Origin of the sequence: Fodinibius sediminis, assembly GCF_900182555.1 — a bacterium.
Lineage (GTDB): Bacteria > Bacteroidota > Rhodothermia > Balneolales > Balneolaceae > Fodinibius > Fodinibius sediminis.
In genome coordinates this window covers 58,675-85,438 of sequence record NZ_FXTH01000012.1, presented here as the reverse complement: position 1 = coordinate 85,438, position 26,764 = coordinate 58,675, and the positions used below count along the sequence as shown (strand labels likewise).

The following is a 26,764-nucleotide window of genomic DNA, read 5'->3' as shown; positions in this document are numbered from 1 at the left end:
GTGGTGCATGCCTGCGAAGGGCTGGGCGTCATCCGGTAGTGAGTAACTCCCGGATCCGGGGATCCAGCCGCCGGAGGTGCGAGCCCGACCAGTACACCTGTCCACAGTCGGGACACTGGGAGAATGTTTGGTAGTGGCGTTTGGTCAGCGGTTCAAGCCGGTCAATGATGTCTTCCTTGGCCACCTGCCGGAGCCGGCCGTTGCAGTGCGGGCACCGCGTGAAGGGGGCTGTTTCCCGAAGGAGATGAAAGCGCCCGAACACTTCCTGCAACTGTTCGACCGGATCATCAGACCGTGGAAGATAGCCGTGTTCAACGGCGTTATGCATAAGCAGCTTGCGGTCGCGCGTCAGCAGTATGCGCTTCTCTTCCTCCATCTGCTCGAGCAGCTCCCTGTCTTCGGCGTTGTTACGGTAGGCCGTATCGAAGCCGGCCATTCGGAGATACCAGGCAAGTTTGCCGAGGTTGACATCTGCCAGGAAACGGGCCGGGCCCGACAGGGGTTGCTGCAGGCGCTGGCCGGAGGGGAGCTCGATAGTACTGAAGGGAGGATAGATGCTGATATATTCCCCGTCCTCGACGAGCCGGCTGAAGGAGGCGGGTTCCCTGTCAACCAGAACCAGGTCCACTTCCGTGTGGGGCACGCCGCAGCCTTCGATAAGGTCCTTGACCGAGGTCGGCAGAGGGAGCCGCCGATGGACGGGCATCCCATCGTGCGAGATGAGAAGCAGTTCCTTCAGGTCCCCGTAAAAGCGGAGGGTCAGGGAAATCATATGATGCTGCCGGTTAAGATTATTGGTCAAGGCTGCGTGGATATGATAATATAAGTTAGGCATTATTAACAAGCAGTTGATGGGTTTACGGTCCGGCAGCAAGTTTTTTTCCAGGTTTAGCCTGATCGCTGGGGCGCGATTTTTTTATTGGTGTATCTGATCCATTACAGGGTATATGTTAAAAGTTAAAGGTTGAAAGTTGTGGATTAATTTCCCCAAACAGCCGGCCTTGGCTGGTGAGGCGTGAAAAGGGAACGGGAGCTGCGGTAACGAAATAAATGGGGAAAGCGGTGGTAAAAGCAGTAAGTGTTTCAGAGCAAGGGGTGCGTTGAAGTTACAGAAAAACCAACATCTGCATTTATTTCCGCAGCGAACGATCCCGTGCGCCGAAGCAGGTTCAGCCGGTGGTTTTTGTTCCACTTTTGGCCACCCAAAAGTGGTATATAAAGAAGAAATTGTTTTAGGTATGTGTTTAGGGAAACCGAAAAACGTTCTTAGTTGTCCATTTTTGTCACCAAACTCCGTATAAGCCGGGGCCAGCAAGCTGGACCAATAAAGTATCCGTTGGTCGATTTTAAACACAGTTCATTTCAAGCCTTGCAAGGAATTTCCTGCTATTTGGGGACTCAGCCTTGAGAATAGAAGCTCTCTCCCTGCCGGTCGAGATGACTCTGTGGGGCAGGTAAAGAAAGAGTAATCCTTGGTAAGGCTACCCGCATCAATCCAGCACCCCCGTCATTTCGAACGGAACGCAGTGGAGTGAGAAATCTTTTACTGTGCGGGCACTCAGCCTTGAAAATAAAATGATGTGAATTAAGGTTACCCCAAACAGCCGGCCTTGGCTGGTGAGGCGTGAAAAGGGAGCGGGAGTTGCGATAACGAAATAAATGGGGAAAGCAGTGGTAAAAGCAGTGAGTGATCCGGAGTAGTAGGTGCGTTGGAGCTACAGAAAAAACGACATCTGCATTTATTTCCGCAGCGAGCGATCCCGTACGCCGAAGCAGGTTCAGGCGGTGGTTTTTGCTCCACTTTTGACCATCCAAAAGGTGCTGTATGAAAAGAATAGATTTCAATTAGAAGAAAAGACAGCCCCGGATAACTGTTTTACCCGTGCACCCTCACTGAATGCTCACCTGATCGCCGGTGGAGGGGCCGCTTTTTTTCCAGTTGCGGTAGAAGCGGATCAGGTTGGAAACGGCGTAGACGAGGAGGAAAGTGGCAATCAGATAGGCTACTGAATCCGGGTTCATAAGAATGAGTGCGGCAATGATTAGCGTGAGCACACCGACGATGGAAAACTGGAAGCCGAACAGGAGCAGGAATCCAAACAGGCCGAGAAAAGCTGCAAAGGTGATGGGAATAAGTTCGGGGAAAATGAAGATAATCACGCCGGTGACGATGGGGATGGCTGAAAGGACGGAAGGCAGTCTAAAAGCCATGAACAGCAGTCCCAGGGCCACCAGGTAACCCGCGGCGATGAGATACAGAAAGTTGGGATAGATGAGGGTAAGCACACCGGTGCCCAGTGCCAGCAGGGCATTCAGGAATTGCTGCTGGCGGGGTTTGTAATCAATCTGTATGCGATATTGGTCAAACATAAAGTTGGGCCTAGGTGGTTGAAGATCCTTGCCGACGTCCGTTTTGTATCTTCTTATAACATAAGATGTTCAAAGCTCCATTCCCAACATCCCATGTCGTGTGTCGTGCCTGCAGTTAAGCAGGCCGGGGTATTTATTATTCTTTAATGAAAGTGATAAGCCCCACCTGGAGTTCGTTCTGTTGCAGGTTATGTGTTGAATGTTGAAGGTCATGGTGCAAGCTTTTCCGGACGCCGAAGCAGGTACAGCCGGTGGTTTTTACGCACCTTTTGGCCATTCAAAAGGTGCTATATAAAAAGAATTAATTTAGATTTTTTTAGAGAGTGCTCTTTTTTTGCATGTGACAAAACCCAACCAGAAGAATTTCTGTTTGACGAGGGGCTGGCGGAGGCTTGAATCAGCGTTGATAATAGTCATCAGCACCGAGGAGTTAAATATTTATTCCTTTTTTCAACGAAGAAATCCCGAAGGATCGGTACCAGGCAAGCTGGACCAAAAAAATTGCCGGCTGAGATAGTTTCTACTATCTGGGCACTTAGCCTGAAGAATAGAAGATCTCTCCCTGCCGGTCGAGATGACGATGAGGGGCAGGTAAAGAAAGAGTAATTCTTTGTAAGGCTACCCGCATCAATCCAGCATCCTCGTCATTTCGAACGGAACACAGTGGAGTGAGAAATCTTCTATTGTGCGGGCACCCTGTGTTAAGATCAAAAGGTTATGGATCAAAGCTTCCCAAACAGCCGGCCTTGGCTGGTGAGGCGTGAAAAGGGAGCGGGAGCTGCGATAACGAAATAAATGGGGAAAGCAGGGGCAAAGGCAGCGAGTGATCCGGAGCAATAAGTATGTTGGGACTATAGGAAAAACAACATCTTCATTTATTTCCACAGCGAGCGATCCCGTGCGCCGAAGCAGGTTCAGCCGGTGGTTTTTGCTCCACTTTTGGCCATCCAAAAGTGGTTATATATAAAAAAGAAATTGTTTTAGGTATGTGTTTAGGGAAACCGAAAAACGTTTTTAGTTGTCCATTTTTGTCACCAAACCCTGTACAAGCCGGGGTCAGCAAGCTGGACCAAAAAAAGTGTCGGTTGGTTGATTTTAAACATAGTTCATTTCAAGCCCTAGCAAGGAATTTCCTGTTATTTGGGCTCTCAGCCTTGAGAATAGAAGATCTCTCCCTGCCGGTCGAGATGACGATGGGGGGCAGGTGAAAAATGGTCACCCTTGTAAGGCTACCCGCATCAATCCAGCATCCTCGTCATTTCGAACGAAACGCAGTGCAGTGAGAAATCTTCTACTATTCGGGCACTTTGTGTTAAGATCAAAAGGTTATGGATCAAAGCTTCCCAAATAGCCGGCCTTGGCTGGTGAGGCGTGAAAAGGGAACGGGAGCTGCGATAACGAAATAAATGGGGAAAGCGGTGGTAAAAGCAGTAAGTGTTCCGGAGCAGAAGGGGTGTTGGAGCTACAGAAAAACCAACATCTTCATTTATTTCCGCAGCGAGCGATCCCGTACGCCGAAGCAGGTTCAGCCGGTGGTTTTTACGCACCTTTTGACCATTCAAAAGGTGCCATATAAAAAAAGGATTAGTTTCAATTAGAAGAAAAGGCAACAGAAAATTTATCAGCTTGCTGAAATCGTCCGTTTTTTCGCCAAAAAGGGAAGAATGTAGCCGGCTGCTGGTGCAAAGCAACGCCGGGAGCAATCGTTATTTGTCATTCAGTTCTGCTTTCCCGTCCTTCCATTCGATGGTTGCAGCCTTCTTCTTGTTGAAGGCCTTGAAGGATTTAATCCACTTCCCCTCCTGGCGGATGCGGCTGTAGCCCTGTTCCAGGGCTGCGTTGGGATTGCGAATTGCGAGCCGGTGACGCAGCTCACTGAGGACCTCTCTTTTCTGCATGATCATCACCTGTTGCTGATGCTGCAGCCGATGCTGCAGCCCGCTGACCCGCTCGTGAAACCCGGTGACTTTCTGCCGTACTACCTGCAGGGCATGCGACTGGACGAGCTGGCGGACGTGCTCTTTGTAATTGGTCAGGCGGTCTTCCACCGACGAGTGCAGGCGGTTGGACAGGTCATCGGCATACATGCGCACTTCGTTGATATCCGGCGTGGCGAGAATGGCAGCCTGGGTGGGTGTGGCCGCCCGGGCGTCAGCCACAAAATCGGAGATGCTGAAATCCACCTCGTGCCCTACAGCGCTGATGGTTGGAACCCGGCAGTTGAAGAGGGCCCGGGCCACGGCTTCTTCATTAAAGGGCCAGAGGTCCTCCAGCGACCCGCCGCCGCGTCCCACGATCAGCAGGTCCACATCTTGACGGGACGAAAACCAGTTAATAGCCCTGACCAGTTCGGGGGCAGCGTTGGCCCCCTGCACGCTGGCGTGGTGGAGGTAGACCGTAGCCGCCGGCCAGCGGCGCTCCAGGGTATCGCGTATATCGTGAAAGGCGGCTCCGGTAGCGGAGGTAACGACTCCGATCCTGAAGGGGAACCGGGGGAGCGGTTTCTTGTGGTGTTCTTCGAAAAGTCCTTCTTTTTTGAGCCGGGCCTTAAGCTTTTCAAAGGCTTTCTGGAGGGCTCCCACCCCGGCCTGCTCCACGGAACGGACGATCAGCTGGTATTTGCCGTGTGGTGGATAGACCTGGATATCTCCGCCGGCTATGATATGCTGGCCGTCAGTGAGGTCAATATCCAGGCGGCGGTTGATGCCGCTCCAGATCACACAGGAGAGCTGGGCATCTTCATCTTTGAGGGTAAAGTAGGTATGACCGCTTCGGCTGGTGGAGGCATTGCTGACTTCGCCTTCCACTTTGACGTCCGGGAAGTTGCCTTCCAGAAGGAGTTTGATATCTTCGGTGAGCTCGGAGACGGTCAGCGTGGAGGAGGCAAAAAGGTCCGGTTGCGGCATGGCAGGGTTTGGTTAACAGTTTTCATTGACAGTGTTGGCAGGCAGGCTGATCCCGCTCGCAAACAGCAGTAAGAACCGACTGTTTGCGGGGGCTGGGCAAAATCGGGAAATCAGCTTCATCAGCCCGCTGGTTTTTGTATATTAAGCATCATCAAAAATAACGGAAAGTTTGTATGAGTTACACACCTAATTTACTACTTAAGAACGTGAAGCCGGTCGGGGCTGATTTCGACGGCAGCCGGCAGCTGGATCTTCGCATTGCCGATGGCAATATCGCTGAAATAGGAACGGATTTGGAAGCCGCCGGGGATGAGTCGGTCCACGATGCGGACGGAGCATATGTCTCCGGCGGATGGATGGATATGCATGTGCACCTGCGGGAGCCGGGCTTTGAGCATAAGGAAACGATTGAGACGGGCTGTGCCGCTGCTGCCTTCGGTGGTTTTACAGAGGTGGCCTGCATGCCTAATACCCAGCCGGCCATCGATTCGCGCGATGTGGTGGAGTTCATCCGCAACAGGGCCAGCGATCTTCCGGTGGACGTGCATCCTATCGGCTGTGTATCTAAAGAACGGAAAGGAATCTCCATCGCGGAGATGGCTGACATGAAAGAGGGCGGGGCCGTGGCCTTCAGCGACGACGGTGACCCGGTGTATAATTCCCAGCTGATGCGCGTGGCCCTGGAATATTCTTCGATGCTGGAGATGCCCATCATCAATCACGAGGAGGATTTAAAGCTTTCCCGTCCGGGTCACATGCACGAGGGAAAAGTGTCGGCACGGCTGGGGATTGACGGCACGCCCGGCATTGCCGAAGAGACGATGATTGCACGGGATATCCTGCTGGCGGAGTTTACAGGGGGACATGTGCATGTAGCTCATATCAGTACGGCCCGGGCGGTGGAATTGGTGCGGCGGGCAAAAGCGGACGGCATCAATGTGACTACGGAAGTCTGTCCCCACCACTTCGATTTGACGGATGAGGAGATAGAAAAGCGCGATTTTGACACCAATGTAAAAATGCATCCGCCGCTGCGCTCCCGGGAGGATGTGAACGCGATGATCGAGGGATTGGCGGACGGTACCATAGATGCCATTTGTACCGACCATGCCCCGCATGCGATCGAAGAGAAGGAGGTCGAATTTATCTATGCTCCCAACGGAATTATCGGCCTGGAGACCGCCTGGAGCGTGAGCGTGCACCGGCTGCTGTCGGCGGGAATCCTGGAGCTGCCGAAGTTGCTTGAGAAGTTTGTGACAAGCCCGCGCAGGATTCTGAACCTGGATATTCCGGAAATCAAGAAGGGGGCAAAAGCCAATCTGACACTCTTTAATACGGATGAAACCTGGACCTTTGACGAGCAGAAGGTTCGTTCGAAATCGACGAACTCTCCGTACCTCGGACAGGAAATGACGGGAAGGGCTGAAGGCATCTATAATAAAAGCCGTTTTGTTATAAACGAGATATAGCCACAGAATGAATAAGCGGTTTGAGCGTTATGATCATCTAACTCTAATTTGAGCCTCCGCTTTTGCGTCATTTCTTCACGTTTCTGACATTCTTATGCATCCTGGGCACGGGGATGGCCGGTGCCCAGGACGGAACGGATACCCAATTCGGTATTATTCCAGATTCGCTGTTCCGGATGCCGGCCCCGTCGGGGGATTCAGCGGCTCCTTATCTCATTACCAACAAGGAGGTGGATGTTTCTTTCCGGCAGACGAATGGCAATATCATCGCCGTCCTCGAACATCACATGCGGTTAAAGGTCTTTGATGCCTCGGCACGGGAAGCTTCCATGGTAACTATTCCCTATTATTATGATGAAAATATGGAGCAGATTTCAGGCCTCCGGGGGCTCACCCACCTGCCTTCCGGCAAGGAAGTATCCCTTGATCCGGAGACCATCAAGACCATCGATATCAACGGGCGGTACAAGGTGAAGGAATTTGAGATGCCGGCAGTCCGCGACGGGGCGGTGCTGGAATACCGCTATGTGATCAGCCGCCGCTACATTGAGGAGCTGCCGGACTTCTACCTCAACCAGCGGGTACCTACCGCCCATGCCAGGGTAAGCATAACCTATCCCCAGTACCTTCGCTACGAGGGCGTGGTTGAGAATTTTGACGGGCCGCTCCAGCATACGTTTGCCTACCGGGATACCAGTTCGGTGCCCAAGATTTTTACGCTGCCCCGGCCGGAGCCGGTGGTCACCGAGCGGTGGGTAGCCCGGGATATCCCGCCGGTGCAGGAGGAGGCGTATATATCATCGCTGGATGATTACCGGGGGAAAATCAAGTTTATCCTGAAAGCCTTTGGACTGCCGCGCCAGCAGCTGGATATCAGCTGGGCGGTTGTGGTGGCCAAGCTGCGTCGCAACACGAATCCCCTCACCGAGATCAGGGACTACGGGCGGGCCCGGGCGCTGGGCGATTCCATTGCATCGGCCCATCCCGGGGAGGCTCCGCAACAAATTCAGGATCGTATTTTTAGTTTTGTAAATGACCAGGCCCGGTTTTCGGGGTCATATGCCCCCTACAGCAGCCGGTCTGATACGGAAGTGCTCTCCGGCCAGGCGGTGGATCAGGCCGCCATCAACCAGACGCTGCTGGCGATGCTTCGCGGGGCTGGGATCGAGGCTCATCCGCTGTTGACTTCTACGCGGTCGTCGGGCAGGATTAACCGGGATTTCCCTTCTTTTTACCAGTTTAACGCCCTTGCCGTTCAGAGCAAGATAGAAGGCCAGACGTATCTTATGGATGCTAGCTTTGCGTATAGTCAGCCCAACCTGCTCCCGGTGGAAATCAACAACGGGGAGGGCCTGCTGCTGCGCGAGGACTCCTTCACCTGGATACCAATGCGGGCCGAAAACAGCCGGGTGGATATCCAGGTACAGGTCGATGGACAGTTACAGGCAGACGGCACTTTGCGCGGCGAGGTAGTGTCCTTTCAGCGCGGTTATCCCGCCCAGCTTATCAGGCAGCAGAAAGCCAACGGCCGCTCGGATGCCGAGGTGCTTCGCCGCACTTTATTCGACGGTTATGGGCAAATACGCCTGAATGATGTGACGATTCGTGAGTTTGAGAGTTATTCCGGTCCGGTAGAAGTGAGGGGACAATTTGAAATTGAGAACTATGCTGCCAGCTTTACCGATGGGCTCCGGTTCCGTCCCATGGTGGTAGGATACCAGCGGGAAAATCCGTTCAAGGATACCAGCCGGGACCTGCCGATTACCCTTACAGCCCCCGAGCAGCTGGAGGTACACTATAATATTGAACTGCCGCGCGGCTTTGAGGCAGAAAACACCACGCAGGGTAATGAGCTTAATTTCCCGGGAGCGCATTTCCAAGAATCTTATGCGGTGGAGCGGGGAACCCTCAGCTATGATTATAAAATTGATATTGAACGGCAGAATTTCGCAGTGGACCAGTTCGAACAGCTGTATGCGCTTTATGAACGCTGGGTGGAGCTCAGCAACAGCTACTGGATGATTGAACGCTGACCAATGGTAACTTCTAATCGGTTCTTGCATGCTACTGGCTATTGAAACGGCAACAAACGTATGTTCGGTCGCTTTCTGTAATGAGAGGGGCAAACTATTTGAAAAAAGGATTGAAAAGCGGGGCGCTCATTCTGAGCAGCTCTTTCTTTTTATTGAAGAACTGATGGAGGAACACCAGTTCCGACTGCAGGACCTTTCTGCCATGCTGATAAGCGAGGGGCCGGGATCTTACACCGGGCTTCGCATCGGTGCCAGCGCCGTTAAAGGACTGCTCTTTCAGACCGAGGTTCCCCTCTACGGAGTCAATACCCTTGCCGCTTTTGCGATGAAGGCCGTTACGGAAGAAAATCAGCGGAGGGGAGCCATCCATTGCATTATCGATGCCCGACGAGTTCATGTGTATCATCAACAGTTTCAGCTGGCCGGCGCCGAGCTGAAAGCTGAGGATGATGTGAAGGTGATCCCCATAGAAACGTTTGAAGACAGGATCAGCAGGGGCGACATGCTGATTGGAACGGGATTGGGGCGCATCAGTGAAGATGCCATGGAAAAGGTCCATACGTATGGGTCCGAAGCTATCACAGCTCAATCGTTGATCAGGCTTTACCAGAAAGGTGTTACTTGCTTCTATCGCCAGGTTGCTCCCGAGTCTTTCGATCCCCGGTACTATACGTCCAATCAGGTCCGGTAGATTAGCAGCTGCTGGCAGCTTCGGCTGTCATGTCCATCGCGAAATGCTCCGGGTACCTGCCGGGCATTGCGGCACGACACCGCAAGTTGGCCTCCTGAGCGCTTATATCCCAAATGCGTGCAAAGGATGCTTTCAGATAAGGCTTTTTGTCTCGATGATGAATAGTTTCGTATTAAAATAAATAGAACTATATACACTCTAAGCCCTGTTATTGCTGCTTGAGTGGAGGCGTCATCGGCCAATAAAAAGATTTTAGCTTCGTCGGAGAATCATTATTTTGGGGTTCCATTTAAACAAAAATATTTTTCATGGATTGGTTTAAGCGAAAGGATAAAAATATACAGACTGATCAGCGCAAGGAAATGCCGGAAGGGGTGTGGATCAAAGTGCCCACGACCGGCGAGACGGTGCACCGCCGGGAGGTTGAGGACAACCTTTGGGTGGATCCACTCAGCGGTTATCATTTTCGCATCGGCAGTGAGGAATATTTTTCATTTCTGTTTGATGACGGCACTTTTGACGAGATCGGACAGGAGATTGTGCCTGCCGATCCGTTGAATTTTGAAGATCGGAAAAAATATTCCGATCGGTTAAAGGAATACCAGGAAAAGACAGGACACTCCGACGCCGTGCGTGTTGGCATCGGAAAGATGAACGATCTGGATGTAGTTATTGCCTGCATGGATTTTGATTTCATCGGCGGGAGCATGGGATCGGTTGTCGGCGAACGGCTGGCGATGGCTATTGATCATGCCCGCGAAAACAAGATGCCTCTCATCATCATTTCACAGTCGGGCGGGGCACGGATGATGGAAAGCGTGCTGAGCCTGATGCAGATGGCCAAAACATCGGCCAAGCTGGCCCAGCTGGAGGAAGAGGGGGTCCCCTACATTTCAGTCATGACGAATCCCACCACGGGAGGGGTAACGGCCAGTTTTGCAATGCTGGGTGATTTCAACATCGCCGAGCCCGAGGCACTGATAGGTTTTGCGGGGCCACGCGTAATCCGCCAGACAATCGGCCGCGACCTGCCAGATGGCTTCCAGCGGTCGGAGTATCTGCTTGAACATGGGTTCCTGGATTTTATAACACCGCGGAACCAGATGAAGCCAGAGCTTACAAAGCTGCTTAAAATTTTACTTCACAAGTACGAGGAATAAACTGCGATATGGCGTGAAATACTTCGCAATGCCTGCCGGGTACTCTTCGTTCTTAAAAGGTATAAGCTTTTCAAATGTGGCAGAGCGGAACACTATGTAACGATTCAAGGTACTATGAAGAGATTTTTCTTACTCCTTTTTGTCCTGGGATGGCTTGTCCAGCCAGGCCAGGCCCAACCCCGGGAACTCGACTTTCAGCATATATTTGACAATACGTTCCGTACAGAGGGAATCCGGAATATCAACTGGATGAAAGATGGACAGTATTATACGACGCTCAATCGCGTTAACGGGGATATCGAAATACGAAAATATGATATTTTGACCGGTGAGTATGAGGTGTTGTTGTCGACATCGGAGCTGAAGGTACCCGGCCGGGATAAGCCGATTATCATTCAGGATTACCAGTTTTCCGCCGATGAGAGTAAGCTGCTGATCAAGACGGACATTGAGGCGATCTGGCGGCGCAGCACGCGCGAAAATTATTTTATTTATAATTTTGAAACCGGTAAAACACAGAAACTAACCCGTTCCGATGAGAAACAGCAGTATGCGCAGCTTTCTCCATCGGGCCAAAAGGCTGCTTTCGTGCAGGATAACAATCTCTACTGGGTTGATTTGAAGACCGGCCGCGAAACAGCGATCACTACTGACGGAGAGCACAATAAAATCATCAACGGGGCTGCCGACTGGGTGTATGAGGAAGAGTTCGGTTTTGCCAGGGCCTGGTATTGGTCGCCGGACGGTCAAAAGATTGCCTTTTATCGGTTTGATGAGTCAGAGGTAGAAGAATTTGTAATGATGGACTGGAAGGAGCTCTATCCGGGCCTGACCCGTTTTAAATACCCCAAAGCCGGTGAGCAGAATTCAACGGTTAAAATCGGGGTCTATGATCTGCAGGAGGATGAGACGACCTGGATGGATATTGACTCCGGGGAAGACCAGTATATTCCCCGTATCAACTGGACCCAGAGTCCCGAAACGCTGGCTATTCGGCGGATGAACCGGCTGCAAAACCAGCTGGACCTTATGCTGGCGGATGTGAATACAGGACAGACAACCATTATCAAACAGGAGACCAGCAAGGCGTGGATTGATGTGAGTGATGATCTGAAATTCCTCGAAAATGGACGTGAGTTTGTCTTTACCAGCGAGGAGTCTGGCTATAACCATATTTACCTTTATGACATGGATGGTGATCTCGTCCGCCAGGTTACAAAAGGAGACTGGGAGGTAACTAATTATCTCGGCTTCAATGAGGACACCGGCCGATTTTATTATATGAGCACCGAAGAGTCTCCGCTGCAGCGTCACCTGTACAGTATCAGGGGTGACGGGAGCCGCAAAAAGAAGCTGACAGATGGTGATGGCTGGAATGAGATCAATATGAGTCGCGATTTCAAGTATTATATTGAAACCTTTTCCACGCCTGACCTGCCGCCCCAGTATACCCTGCACGACATAAGCGGCAAAGAGATCCGGCTGCTGGAGGATAATACCGAGCTCAAAAAAACACTGGCCGGTTTTCAGCTTCCGACCAAGGAATTTATCAAGATCCCCCTGGAGCAGGCTACGCTCAACGGTTATATCATGAAGCCGCATGATTTTGACCCCGAGAAAAAATATCCGGTGCTGTTTTATGTGTACGGTGGGCCCGGAAGCCAGACGGTGCAGAAGAATTTTGGCTCCGGGCAGCGTCCGATGTGGCATCGCTATTTAACCACCCAGGGCTATATCGTGGTGAGCGTGGATAATCGCGGAACCGGCGGACGCGGACGCGCATTCGAGCAACAGGTTTACAAGAAGCTCGGGCAGTATGAAGTTACGGACCAGATTGAAGCAGCGAAATATCTCATGCGTACCTATGATTATATCGACAGGGATCGCCTTGGAATCTGGGGATGGAGCTATGGCGGTTTTATGTCGAGTCTGGCTCTTGCCAGGGGAAGCGAGGTCTTCAGTACTGGTATCGCGGTTGCCCCTGTTACCAGCTGGCGGTTTTATGATACCATTTATACGGAGCGTTTTATGCAGACGCCGCAGATGAATCCTGAAGGCTACCGCGAAGGTTCACCTCTGACTTACGCCCACCTGATTGAAGGGGATTATCTGCTGGTGCATGGAACAGGGGATGACAATGTACACTTCCAGAATACCATCGAGATGATCAACCGGCTGGTTTCGGCGAATGTATCGTTTGAAACCATGTATTATCCCAATCGCAATCACGGCATTTACGGCGGGAACACAAGGGAGCATCTCTATGACTTGTTGAATGATTACATTTTAGAACATCTATAGCTATGGGTCGAGTTCAGTTTGCCGATTACGCGAAAGTATATGTAACAGGAGGAAAAGGCGGAGCCGGATCCGTGCACTTTCGGCGGGAGAAGTATGTGCCTCGTGGCGGGCCCGACGGCGGTGACGGCGGGGATGGCGGCGACGTAATACTTCGAGGAAATGAGCAGTTGAATACCCTGCTGGACCTTCGCTATAGAAAATATGTGAATGCCAAGGATGGCCAGCGGGGGGAATCAAGCAAGCGCAAGGGAAAAGATGGAGCCGATGAAATTCTGGAGACCCCCCTCGGATGTGTGATCTATGATGCCGAGACCAAGGAGCGGCTGGGGGAGATTACTGAGCATGGCCAGGAGATTGTTGTGGCTCAGGGCGGCAAGGGCGGGCTTGGCAACTGGCATTTCCGCAGCTCGACCAACCAGACTCCGCGCCACGCACAGGATGGCGAGGAGGGGGAAAATCGTGCCATAGAGATTGAGCTCAAACTGATTGCAGATGTGGGACTGGTCGGTTTCCCCAATGCCGGCAAGAGTACGCTGCTGTCAGCCATCTCCGGAGCGGAACCCAAAATCGATTCCTATCCTTTTACCACCCTGCAGCCCAATCTCGGCGTGGTGACCATGCCCGATTATCGTACGTTTGTGATGGCGGATATTCCCGGCATTATAGAAGAGGCTCACGACGGTCGGGGGCTGGGGATTCAGTTCCTGCGCCATATCGAACGCAATAATGTGCTTCTGTTTATGATCAGTTCGCAGCAAGACATTCAATATGAGTACGAAGCGCTGTTGGAAGAGCTGAAGGCCTATCGCTCCGACCTGCTTGAAAAACCGCGCATTCTGGCCATCACCAAGATGGATCTGGAGGAGAACTATGAGCTTGATGACGATAAAAAGATGGATCTGGATATTCCCGTAGTTGAAATTTCGGCTGCAACCAATTACCATATAGATGAACTGAAAGAAATGTTATGGGAACAGATTCAAAACGTTGAGTCATCAAGGGAAGATACCGCAAGCAGCAGTTAGGGAGTTCGTCGCTCTTCACCTGACGTCCATGCTGGGGGCACAGCGTATACGCCTGCTGCTGCAGAAGGTTGATCATCCCCAGGATATCTTCCGGATGGATAACCGGGAACTGCAGTCGATATACGGTATTGGGCCGAAAATCGCCGATGAGATAGTCTCTTTTGATAAATGGGACGAGGTCGATCGTATACTCCGGTCTACAAGAGAGACAGGCGCAGAGCTTATGACCTTTTGGGATGAAGACTATCCGTTGCTGCTTCGTGAGATCTACGACCCGCCGCTGCTTTTGTGGATCAGGGGATATCGTGGGGCTCTTCGGACCGACGGCGTAGCGATTGTAGGCACGCGCAAGGCCGGTCAATACGGGAGGGATGCCGCGCGGCATTTTGCGGAGGAGTTATGCAGGGTGGGATTGACCGTCGTTAGCGGCCTGGCCTACGGCATTGACGGGGAGGCGCACCGGGCAGCGGTAGAGGCGGGAGGATGTACCGTTGCCGTACTGGGCTCCGGCATCGATACAATATACCCATCGGGACATAAGAAGCTTGCCGCGGATATCGTGGAAAGCGGAGGTGCTGTCATATCAGAGTTTCCTTTGGGGACAGATCCCGATGCGGGTAATTTTCCGGTCCGAAACCGAATTGTAAGCGGAATGACCCTGGGTACGCTTGTCGCTGCCTCGGGCATTGCCGGGGGCAGCATGATAACGGCGAAGCTGGCCCTGGATCAGAACCGCGAGGTGTTTGTAGTTCCACACCCTATCGGCACGCCTAATGCCATGGGCTGTAACAGCCTGATACAGCGAGGCATGGGTAAACTGGTGCAGAATGTAGAAGACATTCTGAGCGAGATTGATGTGCATGTATCAGCCGGTGAGGAATCAGCAGCCTCGGGAGGGACCCCCAAATGGAGGTCTGTGGACCTCGACGAACCTTCAGCTGCCATATGCCGGGTACTGGAAGAAGGATCGCTGCATATTGATGTGTTAGCTGAGAAGGTGGGCGTGCCTCCGCACAAGCTGCTGCCGACGCTGCTGGAGCTGGAGATGCAGGAATGTGTGTGTCAGCGTTCCGGGAAAAAATTTGAGCTTCTTTAGCCATCGAGGGGCAACGACAGGGAATCGGGCGGACCATTTTTATTCGTTGCAAGAAATAGTATCTTGAAAGACCGATTGAGATCACGGGAGCAGCCGGATTGCAGGTTGTTCTGCAATTCCAGCCTGTGGTCAAAGAAAATAAACGAGGAAAGAGGAGCGCTTAGATATGCTTAAGACAGGCCAACAGATGAATCAGAAACAGACGCAGCAGCAGCGTCTGTCGCCGCAGCAGATCCAGTATATCAAGTTGCTGCAGCTCCCTACCATTGCCCTGGAGCAGCGTGTGAAAGAGGAGCTTGAGGTAAACCCTGTTTTGGAAGAGGGAGAGCCGACCGATGATCTCAATGAGCTGGAGTCTTCGGAGTGGGAGACCGATGAGGCTGAGAGCAGTGAGGAGCTGGACCCGGTGGATCAGAACGAAGAAGTCGACTGGGATGAATTTATGCACAATACCGAGTATGATGGTGGAAACTACAGCGGGGGTTCCGGATATTCGGGTAATGAGGACTGGCGCGATTTGCCCGATCCCTATCACGAATCGTTTTTGGAAGAGCTTGAGCAACAGGTCGGGCTTCTTGATTTGACTGAAAAGCAAAAACTCATTGCCGATCAAATACTGGGTTCGCTGGACCAAGACGGCTATTTCCGCCGGGAAATTGAAGCGGTGGTCGATAATATCGCTTTTAATGAAGGCGTGCTGACCAACAAGGAGGAAGTGGAGACCGTTCGAAAGAAGATTCAGCTGCTGGATCCGCCGGGCGTCGCCTCGCGAGACCTCCGTGACTGCCTGATCATTCAGCTGGAATTGATGGATCCGCAGGCCGAAGGGCGGGAAAATGCAATTAAAATGCTGCGGGATCACTGGGATTTGTTTGAAAAAAAGCATTTCAGCAAGCTTAAAAAAAAGCTCGATATCGGTGACGAGGAACTTAAGGCGGCTTTTGACTGCATCAAGGGACTGGATCCAAAACCCGGGGGCAATGGCAATGCGGTTGATGATACCCAAAACTACATTGAACCAGATTTTGAGGTTTACTACCAGCCGGTTGAAGAGGAGGAAAATAACGGAGAAAAGAACGCTGGTGATTTTGTCATTTCACTCAATAACAGCAATGTTCCGCCGTTGCATATCTCGCCGCGCTACAAGAAAATGTGGGATGACCTGAAAAAGAAGAAAAATAAAAATAAGCAGACAAAAGAAACGAAATCGTTTATCAAGAACAAGATAGAGTCGGCCCAGTGGTTTATTGATTCCATCCGCCAGCGTCAAAATACCCTCATGAACACCATGAAGACTATTGTAGCGCTGCAGGAAGATTTTTTCAAGCACGGCGAGGGGCTCAAACCGATGATTCTGAAAGATATTGCCGAGCGGGTGAATCTTGATATCTCCACGATTTCACGGGTGGTTAACGGCAAATATGTGCAGACGCATTTTGGTGTTTTTGAACTGAAGTATTTTTTTAGTGAAGGGCTTGAAACCGAAAGCGGAGAAGAAGTCTCCAGCCGGGAGGTCAAAAATGCGGTTCAGGAGATTGTGGATAACGAGAACAAGAAAAAGCCATTGAGCGACCAGGCTATTGCAGATTTGCTGAAAGAAGAGGGCTATAAAGTGGCTCGCCGGACGGTAAGTAAATATCGGGAAAAGCTGAATATACCTGTTGCCCGTCTACGGAAACAGATTATTTGAGCTGCAGACTCAGGTCGATAACCTGCCAAAGGGGATCGTTAAATTTGAGCACCCAGATTGCCAGAGCCGAGATGGCAATGAGATAAAGACCGATTGTCAGGCCTAGATAGCGCATTCTTTTGCCCATCAGATGATGCGCGGCATCCCGGGCAGTTATAATAAAACTAAGAAGACATATCGTCAGCATGGCCGCAGACAGCGAAGCCATTGTCGTTGCATTTCCGCCTGATACGTAAAGGGCTATGACAATAGTACCCAGGATAATATTAAGCTGCAGAGGCCAGGCAAAGAGTGTCAGAACCTGCGTGATCGAGCGCAGGGACTGATGGCTGAGATAAAGCCACAGGGTGCAGGCAAGGGAATACAGAAGGGTGCCTCCCAGAGCTATGATGAAAATATCGTAGCGGCTGCCGCTGATAAAAAGCAGGTTCGGGTAATAATGAAGCAGTCCCCGAATGCCTGTGATAGACCATAAATTCCGGGAAAGAATGAACAGGGCCGCTGCAACGAAGAGGGCGTTTTGAGTGGTAATGAGAAGCGCCGGAAAAGGCGACCGGATGTGCTGATGAAAGATATCGTTGAGAAAAAACTTGTGCCCGGTGAAATAGCGAAACAGGGATTTTCTGTAAATGGGACTCATGTTGTAGTGGATGGCCAAAATGCCCCAGCCGAGCAGTAGAACAATGATGGGAAGAGGGGAGGAATGCTGGTCCGGCCGGGGCTCATTGGGGGTGGGAAAAATGGAATCTTCACCAGAGGCCTGCGACTTCAACGTTGCGGGCAACCGGGGGTGGTGCTCGGTCATGGTTAGCAGCCAGCGGCTGTCCAGGAACAGGATATCCCCGGGATGGGTTGAGGTGACCTGGAAAAGCTGTTTGAGCGGAGTCAGAAGGTGAGCAAGTTCCGGGGAGGGATGATAATAGTATCCGCTGGGGTCAGGGGAAGATGAAATGGGGAGTGCATCGACATTTTGGGGCGAAACATGAAGATCAAGCATGAAAAAGTCGACAGGTAGATCCGGATCCGGGCTTGCCCTGCTTCCACTGTAGTACATTTCGGTGTTTTCCAGCGGACCAATGCTGCTAAAAAGAGAGTCGGCGGCCCGGTTAAAGTCCTCATCGTGTACTGCACCGTAACTAAACAGTTTTAGTGCTTTAACAGCCGGATGACCAACAAAGGCATCGACTTTGCGGTTGATTTCGGAATAAAAGGAGGAGTCAGCCCGGGCAAGGGTATGGGCGGTTGGAAAACGGATATTCAGATCGCCGTAGACCGTGAAATTGTGCTGGCTGATCTCATCCCACAGGCGTCCGGACGGCAGCTTTTGCACTTCAAGAACGGTAATACCCATCTTCCGGAAGGTCTCCAGCTGCTGCACGGCTTGCGCCTCATCGGAAGGAATCTCCCATACGACCCCCAGAATGCGTTGCGCCTGAGCGGTGCCAAAAGATGCCATGAGAAGGAAAATGCTCAGTAATACAAGGCGAAGCCGGCTATTCACTATGGCTGATGAAATGAAAAACGATTACTTGGGATCTATTGTTTTTTCGATAGGCAGTTCTGTTGTCTCCTTGAAACTGCTGAGTACCACATTGGATCGGCTTTTGCTCACCCCGTTCCATGACTGGATGCGCGAGAGCAGCTTCTCAAATGAGTCGGTGTTTTCTGTGCGGATTTTGAGGATATGAGATCCGTCACCGGTTATGGAATGACATTCCAGCACTTCCGGTTCATTGGTGATGCGTTCGATGAACTTGGGGTAGTTATCCGAACCATCCACCTCTACAAAAACGAAAGCGGTGATATCAAATTTAAAGAGCTTGCCATCTAAAATGGCACGGTATCCCTTTATAAGCTTCTTTTCTTCAAGTTTGCGCATGCGTTCCGATACCGAGGGCACAGATAGATGCACGATCTCAGCGAGCTGATTCCGCTGGGCACGTCCTTCTTTTTGAAGATGATTTAAGATTTTAATGTCAATCTCATCAAGTCCTTTAGCCATAATAGCACTCCACTTCCTAAATTTTCTATGATTTATTTAAAATAAATTAAAATAATAAGGAGGTCAAGCAGAATGAAGGGGATCTTATTTTCCAATTTTAGTTTGAACAATCCTGTAATTAGGAAAAAAATAGATTCAAAGGTTGCTAAAACTCTTTTATCTTTAGCAAAACGATTTTCTAAAGCAAATGTTATACAGCAGATGTTAGACGTCACCTATATTCGTACCCATGCCGAGGATGTAAAACAGGGAATGCGCAACAAGGGGGTGGAAACCCCCGAGCTTGTCGATAAGCTCCTGGAGACTGACGAAGCGTGGCGTTCGCTGGTTAAAGAGACCGACGATCTCAGAAATGAGAGCAATACGAAGGCCCGGAAAATTGGGCAGCTGATGGGGCAGGGCAAGAAAGACGAGGCCCAGGAGATTATCGAGCATACCAGCAAGCTAAAGGAAGAGATCAAGCAGAAAGAGGAGCAGCTGGACACCTTGAAGCAGCAGCGCGAAGAACTGTTGCTGCGGGTCCCGAATGTTCCGCATGCATCGGTACCAGTAGGACACTCGGAGGAGGAAAACGAGGTTTTTAAAACCTGGGGGACCCCCGGGGAGCCCGAGAAATGGCAGCGGCCTCACTGGGAGCTTGTGGAGGAGCAGGGGTGGATCGATTTTGAACGCGGAGCGAAGGTAACCGGCGCTGGCTTCCCCTTCTATGTGGGACCGGCAGCAAAGCTTCAGCGGGCCCTCATCAATTATTTTCTAAACAGGGCGGCACAGGAGGGGTATACGGAACTGCAGGTCCCCTACTTCGTAAATGAAGAGTCGGCCCGGGGAACAGGGCAAATTCCGGATAAGGAGGATATGATGTATGAAATCCCCCGCGATGAATTTTTTGCCATCCCCACGGCTGAAGTGCCGGTGACCAATTTTCGCCGTGATGAAATTATTGAACTGGAGGAGCTCCCCCTGTATTATACAGCCTATACCCCCTGCTGGCGGCGCGAGGCAGGCTCCTACGGCAAGGATGTGCGGGGGCTCAACCGCCTGCACCAGTTTGACAAGGTGGAGCTGGTTAAAATGGTGCACCCCGACACCGCCTATGACGAGCTGGAAAGCCTGAGGGAGTATGCCGAGTCGCTGCTGGAGGAGCTGGGAATTCCCTATCGAACCCTGCTCATGTGCACGGGCGATATGGGGTTTACCCAGTCGAAGAAATACGATCTGGAGGTTTGGAGCCCGGCTCAGGAGCGATGGCTGGAAGTGAGCTCCTGTTCCAACTTCGGGAGCTTCCAGGCCCGGCGGATGATGCTCCGGTATCGAAATGATGAGGGAGATACCGAAATAGTCCATACCCTCAATGGTTCGGGACTGGCCCTGCCGCGGGTGATGGCCGCCATCCTGGAAATTTACCAGCAGGAAGACGGAAGTATTGCGGTTCCGGAAGTGCTGCAGCCATTTATGGGGGCTGAAACCATACAGGCCGGCTGATTTTATTATATTATTATTGTGACTGACAAAAGGTGAGATCCTATGGGAAGTGATATTTGGGGTACCATTTCGCTGCAGGAAAAAGCGAATCATTTTGTGCATATCGGAGAGCTGTATCTGTGGCTTAAGTACCAGGATGAGGAGATTCGTATTGCGTATTGCTACATGGATGAGGTAAGTGGATCCGTGGATGAAGCCGAACCACCTGAAGAGGTTCAATGGGTACGGTGGGCCCATAAAAACGGGCACGACCGGGTTCGCATTCTGCCGGCCTTTGCTGATCTGCCGTTGATTGTACACTCGGAATATTCTCTGAAAGTAAGTCCCCGCACCAAGATACAGGTATTCAGCCGCATTCCCATTTGGCTTACCATAAGGCTGGCCAACGACAACTACCAGCTTATAGAGCTGCCGGTCACAAAGATGTCCAAAACCTGGTTCGGTACCCCGCTTGAGGGGGAGCTCTGCTACCATACGACCACCAAGGCCCGCCGCGATCTCTCCCAGCTGCAGCCGGAACGCCATCTGGTCAGCTGTCCCATTACCATTTCCAACCAGTCTTCGGAAGCGCTTGATTTTGAAAGTTTCTGTTTCCGTGTCGAACGACTGGGTATTTACCAGTACAATGGTACCTTGTGGGCGGATGAAACACAGATTACCTACCATGGAAAAGAACAGCACAGTGATGTCATCATGACCGGGAAGCTGCCCAAGGGCATTGACAGGCAGATGCAGCTTGCGCGGCCCCGAAAGCATATTCAGGCAAGCCTTACAACCCGAACCTTTAAACGCCTGTTTGAAGATACCTTAATTTTTGACCGCTAGATTATGGCACTCTTGCAAGAATCCCTGCTGAACCTGGATACCCTGACTTCGGAGGAAACCCTGGAAATGATGCTGAAAGTGGCCCTGGTGCTGGCCATTGCTGTACCGCTGTTGTGGATACTGCGGGGCTGGGCCCGCAGGTTTTTTACCAGGAAATACTCTTCTCATTACGGGATGCTGGCAGGTAAGATGATATTCTATACCGGCATCATTATTATCGTGATAACCATCATGGGGCAGCTGGGCATTAGTCTGACCCCTCTGCTGGGGGCCGCCGGCATCGTGGGAGTGGCCCTTGGTTTTGCTTCCCAGACCAGTGTATCGAATATTATAAGCGGCCTGTTTTTAATTGCCGAGCAGCCCTTCAAGGTTGACGACATCATTACCATCAACAATACGACTGGTATTGTTATGTCGATTGACGTGTTGTCGGTAAAACTGCGGACCTTTGACAACCAGTTTGTCCGTATTCCCAATGAGGCGATCATAAAAACGGAAGTGACCAATGTGACCCGCTTTCCCATCCGACGCTTCAATGCCAAGATATCCGTAGCCTACAAGGAGGATATTGGACGGGTTCGGGAAGTGTTGATGAAGGTCGCCGAAAAAAATGCGTATGCACTGGCGGAACCCAAGCCGCTTATCATCTTTGAGGCCTTTGGTGCCTCGTCTATTGACCTGCTGTTCCTGGTATGGGCCACCGTCGACGATCGTGTGCTGCTTAAAAATACCATCCAGGAGGAGGTCAAGGAGGCCTTTGACCGGGAGGGTATAGAGATTCCCTTTCCGCATGTTTCCCTTTATGCCGGGGCTGCTACCGATCCGATGCCGATTCGAATGGTTGAAGACGGCGATGCCTCACCGCCCTCAACGGATTAGCTGTGGGCGGGATTTGGCTTTTGGTTAAGAGGCCTCAGCATACATTTTTTGGTCTTTGAACTGGAAAAGAAGGTCCAGGATAGGCTGCATCTCTTTTTCTTCCATGATGGCTGCCCGCAGCTGCCGACTATTACGCACGCCTTTCAGGTATTGCCCGTAGTGTTTTTTCATGATAATGACCCCATATCGCTCGCCATGGTGATCGACGGATCGGCGCAGCTGGTCGGCACAGAGTTCGATGCGGTCATCCACGGTGGGTTCGGGAAGCAGTTCTCCGGTTTCGATGTAATGGTGGGCCCGCTCAAAGATCCAGGGATTCCCGATAGCGCCGCGACCTATCATCACGCCATCCACCCCGGTTTCGTCAAACATTCGTTTGGCATCCTGCGGGGTCGTGACGTCGCCATTGCCGATGACCGGGATTTCCAGCCCGGGGGTATTTTTTAGTTTCTTAAGCCACTGCCACTGAGCATCTCCCTTGTATTTCTGGTTGCGGGTACGTGCGTGAACAGTCAGTGCTTTTACGCCCAGATCCTGCAGCATAAGGGCCGCCTCCTGAATCTTGATCGTACGGTAATCCCAGCCGAGCCGGGTTTTGACGGTAACCGGCTTGTTTTCAACAGCGTCTACCACGGAGCCGGCCATGCGCTCCATGAGTCCCATGTCCTTGAGGCAGGCAGAACCCGCTCCCTTTTTGACAATCTTGTAGACCGGGCAGCCAAAATTGATATCCACAACATCGGGATTATTTGATTCAGCGATCCTGGCAGCGCCGTCCATGGCCTCTTCACGTCCCCCGAAAATTTGTACGCCGAAAGGGCGTTCTTTCTCGCTGAAGTCCATTTTGTGCATTGCCTGATCAGAGTCGCGGATGATCGCTTCAGAGCTGATGAATTCAGTATACACAATATTAGCCCCTTTGCGGCGACAAATGGTGCGAAAAGGAGAATCGGTAACATCCTCCATGGGGGCGAGAAGAAGCGGTTTATGGCCTAAGTCAAGGTTTCCTATCTTCACGGTACGCTGGGTTGGTTTGTTTTTGATAACCCGCCAATATAAGGAGATTCCGGCAGAACCTCGATTGTTTTAGGTCTGAAAATCTTTATACCAGTACCCTTCAGAAGTTGATAGCACGACATTAGTGCTCATGGCCTTGAGTTTCACGGATGTGGCAGGTTACGCTATGATCTGCTGGATTTATTATTTTGGGATAAAAAGTGTTTGTCCCACTGCCCGTTTCTGGCTATTTTCAGCCACTGATGAAACGACTACGTTCCTATATTACCCGGTTGATGATGACCCTGCTTGTGGGCATGGGGTTTGGATTGTATATGATTCAGCCGGTACAGGCCAGCCGGAATTCGGATGCTTTTGCCCGCTGGCTGCACCTGATGGCCCAGGCTTCAGATGCTCCCGGCCTGCAGCAGGAATTACAGGATCTGAGGGCCTCAACCGCTTCGCTTGCCGATATCCTGGAGCAGGCCTCACAGATTGTTAAAGACAACAATGAGGAATTTAACTTCCCGTTTGCCGAGCAGGAGGCTTCTCTTCAGATGTACCAGCTGCTTCTGATTGAGTGGAATCAGTTTCAGACGGGTAATGCTATGAGTGGCATCCCGGTTCAGCAAACAGTCAAATCTTCGCACATACAGCACATAGACAAGGCCGGGGCCATGGAAGCCGTGCAGGGTTTGTCATACAGCGGGCCCCATGCAGTACCTTCCCCAGGCATCAGCAGTTTTTCTCAGGTGCCGGCAACGGCATCCGTTGAGCCTATGAGTGACGGCATAGCTATAGGTGCTCCCTGAGAAGATTTCCCTCTCTTTTATTTTTATCGTCTGTCTAAAACGTACGACTGAAACCCAATTCTAATTATTTTCAAACCGATTTATTATGAAAGGTAATGGCACTAAAATTGGATTTATTGTAGCCTTTCTGGCGATCTCGATCTATTATTTATGGCCGACCGTGGCTAACATGCTCGAGCAAAATTATGTCGAAGACCTCCCGGAAGCTGAACGCGCGGAATATGTGGAGGAAAATGCACAGCGGCTGCAAAATCTGCGTGAAGAATCACTTTCCCTCGGGCTCGATCTTCAGGGCGGTATGCATGTGACCCTCGAAGTGGGGACCCCCCAGCTCGTTCGTGAACTGGCGGGAGAATATCTTGATTCAACACTGGTTGATGTCATTGACACAGCTGAACAAGAGGCCATCGAGAACGGTACCGACTTTATTACCGAAATGGTCCAGGAGTTTGAAGAGCGGAACCCGGATGCCCGGCTGAGCCGTTATTTCCGGTCCGATACCGAAAATATAACCCGCCGCTCCACGAACGAGGAGATTGAAGCCTACTTGCAGCAGCAGCGAGACAGTGCTGTGGAGCGGGCCATGGAGATCATCCGAACGCGGGTCGACCGTTACGGGGTGACAGAACCGGCCATCTTTGTGCAGGGGAATAACCGTGTTGTCGTTGAGCTGCCGGGCGTGGCTAACAAAGAACGTATCCGTAATCTGTTGAAAGGTACAGCGCGACTTGAATTCCGATTGGCGGCCGAGCCCAACCAAATCAATACGGCTCGACAGCGCATTATGAACTACTACAGCAACCAGGCGTCTTCCGATACCACCGATACGCTTCAGCAGCAGCAGGGCAATGGACAAAACCCACTGGCTGAAGTTATGAGCACGCAGACGCGCAATGCCTATTCATTTGGCTATGCCACCGGCAGAGATACAGCCCGTGTTAACGAGCTGCTTCAGCGCCCGGAGGTTCAGGAACTGATTCCGCGGAATATGGTGCTGATGTGGGGAGCCAGCCCCTTCCAGACAACGCCTGAAGGGCAGGAGTTTTTCGAGATGATCGGAGTTCGGCCCGATGTTGAGATGACGGGTGAGGTCATTGAGGAGGCCAGCGTGAATTTTGATCAAACGACCAACCAGCCGCGGGTTTCGATGAATATGAATTCGGACGGAGCACGGCGCTGGTCGCGGATCACGGGAGCCAACATCGGCAAGCCCATCGCTATTGTTCTTGACGGTTATGTGTACTCCTATCCCAATGTAGAGACGAAGATATCTAACGGACGTTCCTCCATTTCGGGACTGGAGAATGTAGCTGAAGCTGAAGACCTCGTGAATATTTTGCTTTCCGGTGCGCTGCCGGCCCCGCTTGATATTATCGAAGAACGAACCGTGGGGGCTACGCTGGGTGAGGCTTCTATCCAGGCCGGCTTTTACTCAACGCTCATTGGCCTGGTGATTGTGGCGATATTTATGATCGTTTACTACCACGCGGGCGGGGCCATCGCCGACCTGGCCCTGATACTGAATATTATCTTTATCCTGGGGATTCTGGCGGCTTTCAAGGCCACGCTCACGCTGCCGGGTATTGCCGGAATTGTGCTTACAATCGGTATGGCGGTGGATGCCAACGTGCTGATCTTTGACCGAATCAGGGAGGAGCAGCGAACCGGGAAAACACTGCGGGCCGCCATTGAAGGAGGGTATTCCAATGCGATGAGTGCTATTGTGGATGCCAACGTCACCACCTTCTTTGTCGGTATTATCCTCTACAGCTTTGGTGTGGGACCGATTAAAGGGTTCGCTGTTACCCTGATGGCTGGTATTGTGGCCTCGCTCTTCAGCGCTATTGTGATTACACGTGTTGTTGTGGATTACCTTACGCGCGACAAATCCGCCGAACTCAGCTTCGGTTAACTGAAAATATTTTCTAATAATAATTTAAGGATTTATTACCATGAGATGGTTCGAAACACCTGATTTTAATTTTTTGAAAGCCCATAAAATTGGCCAGATTGTCTCCGGCATTTTGCTCGTGGCTTCTATCATTGTAATTTTCACCAAAGGACTGCAATATGGCATTGATTTCAGGGGCGGTAAAGAGTTTGTCCTTGAGTTTCAGCAGCCGGTGGAGGTAACGGAGGTGCGTAGTGAGCTTGCAGGTCCACTGGACGGGGCCCCGGAGGTCAAGCGTTTTGGTTCGCCGCAGGATATTTTGATCCGTACCGACAACCCGGGTGATATTACCGCAGTTCAGTCTACCATCATGGGGACCATGCAGCAGCTTTATCCAGATAATGATGCAACTGTAATCAAGACGGATATTGTGGGTCCCCGTTTTGCAGAGGATCTCAAGCGGGGGGCCTTGAATGCCATCATCTTTGCCCTGATCGTCATTTTTATCTATATCCTCATCCGGTTCAAAGACTGGACCTTTTCGGCGGGGGCCGTTGGTGCGCTGTTCCATGACGTGTTCATTGTGCTGGGGATTTTCACCTTATTCAGTGAAATCGCTCCTTTCAGCATGCAGATCGACCAGGCGATTATCGCCGCCTTCCTGACAATTGTGGGCTATTCACTGAACGATACAGTGGTGGTCTTCGACCGGATCCGGGAAAACAGCATGCTTTACAAGACGATGGATTACGACAAGATGATCAACAAGAGTCTCAATGATACGCTCAGCCGGACTGTCATAACCTCCATAACCACCTTGTTTGTGGTGACTGTGCTATTTATCTTTGGCGGTGAAGTTCTGAAGGGCTTCTCCTTTGCTTTGATGCTCGGGGTCATCATAGGAACCTACAGTTCGCTGTTTGTAGCTAGTTCTATGGTGGTTGAGCTTCACAAAAGAAAGCAGAACACCTAGCGTTTTTTAGGAGAATTTCCTGTTTTTAAAGGTTATATTGCCCAAAAGCCGTAACAACTTAAGGCATTAGCCGTAAGGGGTAATCGGGGCATTTAAATTTAGCATCAAGATATTGCTAAGAACCTATTGTTAAATACTAATTCAAAAAAGTAACAGGAGAATT

General features: G+C 51.3%; 20 protein-coding genes. 14 read left to right on the top strand and 6 right to left on the bottom strand.

Going from position 1 to position 26,764, the window contains the following annotated elements; translation table 11 throughout:
* Positions 1-28: 28 nt before the first annotated feature.
* The 3 genes from FN808_RS13455 to xseA form a co-directional block, all read right to left on the bottom strand.
* Positions 29-835: a Mut7-C RNAse domain-containing protein gene (locus FN808_RS13455; RefSeq protein ID WP_142715125.1), complete on the bottom strand. Its 807-nt coding sequence runs from the start codon at positions 833-835 to the stop codon at positions 29-31.
* A gap of 1,055 nt (positions 836-1,890) precedes the next feature.
* Complete coding sequence (locus FN808_RS13450; RefSeq protein ID WP_142715124.1) at positions 1,891-2,370, bottom strand: hypothetical protein; 480 nt, start codon at positions 2,368-2,370, stop codon at positions 1,891-1,893.
* Between the two features lie 1,706 nt (positions 2,371-4,076).
* Complete coding sequence (gene xseA / locus FN808_RS13445; RefSeq protein WP_142715123.1) at positions 4,077-5,276, bottom strand: exodeoxyribonuclease VII large subunit; 1,200 nt, start codon at positions 5,274-5,276, stop codon at positions 4,077-4,079.
* 173 nt (positions 5,277-5,449) lie between these two features.
* Between xseA and FN808_RS13440 the strand changes: the two genes are divergently transcribed.
* The 8 genes from FN808_RS13440 (at position 5,450) to rpoN (ending at position 16,741) form a co-directional block, all read left to right on the top strand.
* Positions 5,450-6,745: a dihydroorotase gene (locus FN808_RS13440; protein WP_142715122.1), complete on the top strand. Its 1,296-nt coding sequence runs from the start codon at positions 5,450-5,452 to the stop codon at positions 6,743-6,745.
* A gap of 62 nt (positions 6,746-6,807) precedes the next feature.
* Positions 6,808-8,778: a DUF3857 domain-containing protein gene (locus FN808_RS13435; protein ID WP_142715121.1), complete on the top strand. Its 1,971-nt coding sequence runs from the start codon at positions 6,808-6,810 to the stop codon at positions 8,776-8,778.
* 28 nt (positions 8,779-8,806) lie between these two features.
* Positions 8,807-9,469 carry a tRNA (adenosine(37)-N6)-threonylcarbamoyltransferase complex dimerization subunit type 1 TsaB gene (gene tsaB / locus FN808_RS13430; protein WP_142715120.1) on the top strand — a complete coding sequence of 221 codons (663 nt, stop codon included), beginning with the start codon at positions 8,807-8,809 and terminating at the stop codon, positions 9,467-9,469.
* A 308-nt stretch (positions 9,470-9,777) separates the two neighbouring features.
* A complete protein-coding gene (gene accD / locus FN808_RS13425; RefSeq protein ID WP_142715119.1) occupies positions 9,778-10,629 on the top strand; it encodes an acetyl-CoA carboxylase, carboxyltransferase subunit beta in 852 nt (283 codons plus the stop codon).
* Positions 10,630-10,743: 114 nt separating this feature from the next.
* Positions 10,744-12,930, top strand: a complete 2,187-nt coding sequence (locus FN808_RS13420) for a S9 family peptidase (protein WP_142715118.1) — start codon at positions 10,744-10,746, stop codon at positions 12,928-12,930.
* A gap of 2 nt (positions 12,931-12,932) precedes the next feature.
* The gene (gene obgE / locus FN808_RS13415; RefSeq protein ID WP_142715117.1) at positions 12,933-13,955 is read left to right on the top strand and encodes a GTPase ObgE; all 1,023 of its coding nucleotides are present in this window, start codon (positions 12,933-12,935) and stop codon (positions 13,953-13,955) included.
* Positions 13,918-15,051 carry a DNA-processing protein DprA gene (dprA, locus tag FN808_RS13410; protein ID WP_246068360.1) on the top strand — a complete coding sequence of 378 codons (1,134 nt, stop codon included), beginning with the start codon at positions 13,918-13,920 and terminating at the stop codon, positions 15,049-15,051. The genes obgE and dprA overlap by 38 nt, the downstream gene beginning before the upstream one ends.
* 166 nt (positions 15,052-15,217) lie before the next feature.
* Positions 15,218-16,741, top strand: a complete 1,524-nt coding sequence (gene rpoN, locus FN808_RS13405; protein WP_142715116.1) for an RNA polymerase factor sigma-54 — start codon at positions 15,218-15,220, stop codon at positions 16,739-16,741.
* Here the strand turns inward: rpoN and FN808_RS13400 are convergent.
* Both FN808_RS13400 and FN808_RS13395 read right to left on the bottom strand, forming a co-directional pair.
* Complete coding sequence (locus FN808_RS13400) at positions 16,734-18,197, bottom strand: hypothetical protein (RefSeq protein WP_142715115.1); 1,464 nt, start codon at positions 18,195-18,197, stop codon at positions 16,734-16,736. The two genes, rpoN and FN808_RS13400, sit on opposite strands and share 8 nt — an antisense overlap.
* A gap of 69 nt (positions 18,198-18,266) precedes the next feature.
* Positions 18,267-18,743, bottom strand: coding sequence for an Lrp/AsnC family transcriptional regulator (locus FN808_RS13395; protein ID WP_142715114.1), 477 nt, complete (start codon positions 18,741-18,743; stop codon positions 18,267-18,269).
* A 201-nt stretch (positions 18,744-18,944) separates the two neighbouring features.
* On the opposite strand from FN808_RS13395, the gene serS reads away from it, so the two are divergent.
* From serS to FN808_RS13380, 3 genes are read left to right on the top strand one after another with little or no spacing between them, the layout of a single operon-like run.
* Positions 18,945-20,225: a serine--tRNA ligase gene (gene serS / locus FN808_RS13390; RefSeq protein WP_142715113.1), complete on the top strand. Its 1,281-nt coding sequence runs from the start codon at positions 18,945-18,947 to the stop codon at positions 20,223-20,225.
* 42 nt (positions 20,226-20,267) lie between these two features.
* Complete coding sequence (locus FN808_RS13385; protein WP_142715112.1) at positions 20,268-21,050, top strand: DUF432 domain-containing protein; 783 nt, start codon at positions 20,268-20,270, stop codon at positions 21,048-21,050.
* A 3-nt stretch (positions 21,051-21,053) separates the two neighbouring features.
* Positions 21,054-21,929, top strand: coding sequence for a mechanosensitive ion channel family protein (locus FN808_RS13380; protein ID WP_142715111.1), 876 nt, complete (start codon positions 21,054-21,056; stop codon positions 21,927-21,929).
* 24 nt (positions 21,930-21,953) lie between these two features.
* On the opposite strand, the gene dusB is transcribed toward FN808_RS13380, so the two are convergent.
* Positions 21,954-22,946 (bottom strand): tRNA dihydrouridine synthase DusB, encoded by a 993-nt coding sequence (dusB, locus tag FN808_RS13375; RefSeq protein WP_142715110.1) that lies wholly within the window; start codon positions 22,944-22,946, stop codon positions 21,954-21,956.
* A 242-nt stretch (positions 22,947-23,188) separates the two neighbouring features.
* Between dusB and FN808_RS13370 the strand changes: the two genes are divergently transcribed.
* The 3 genes from FN808_RS13370 to secF all read left to right on the top strand — a co-directional run bounded on the left by FN808_RS13370 (position 23,189) and on the right by secF (position 26,601).
* Positions 23,189-23,737, top strand: coding sequence for a hypothetical protein (locus tag FN808_RS13370; protein WP_142715109.1), 549 nt, complete (start codon positions 23,189-23,191; stop codon positions 23,735-23,737).
* Positions 23,738-23,822: 85 nt separating this feature from the next.
* Complete coding sequence (gene secD, locus FN808_RS13365) at positions 23,823-25,649, top strand: protein translocase subunit SecD (RefSeq protein WP_142715108.1); 1,827 nt, start codon at positions 23,823-23,825, stop codon at positions 25,647-25,649.
* 40 nt (positions 25,650-25,689) lie between these two features.
* The gene (gene secF / locus FN808_RS13360) at positions 25,690-26,601 is read left to right on the top strand and encodes a protein translocase subunit SecF (RefSeq protein ID WP_142715107.1); all 912 of its coding nucleotides are present in this window, start codon (positions 25,690-25,692) and stop codon (positions 26,599-26,601) included.
* The last annotated feature ends 163 nt before the right edge of the window (positions 26,602-26,764 follow it).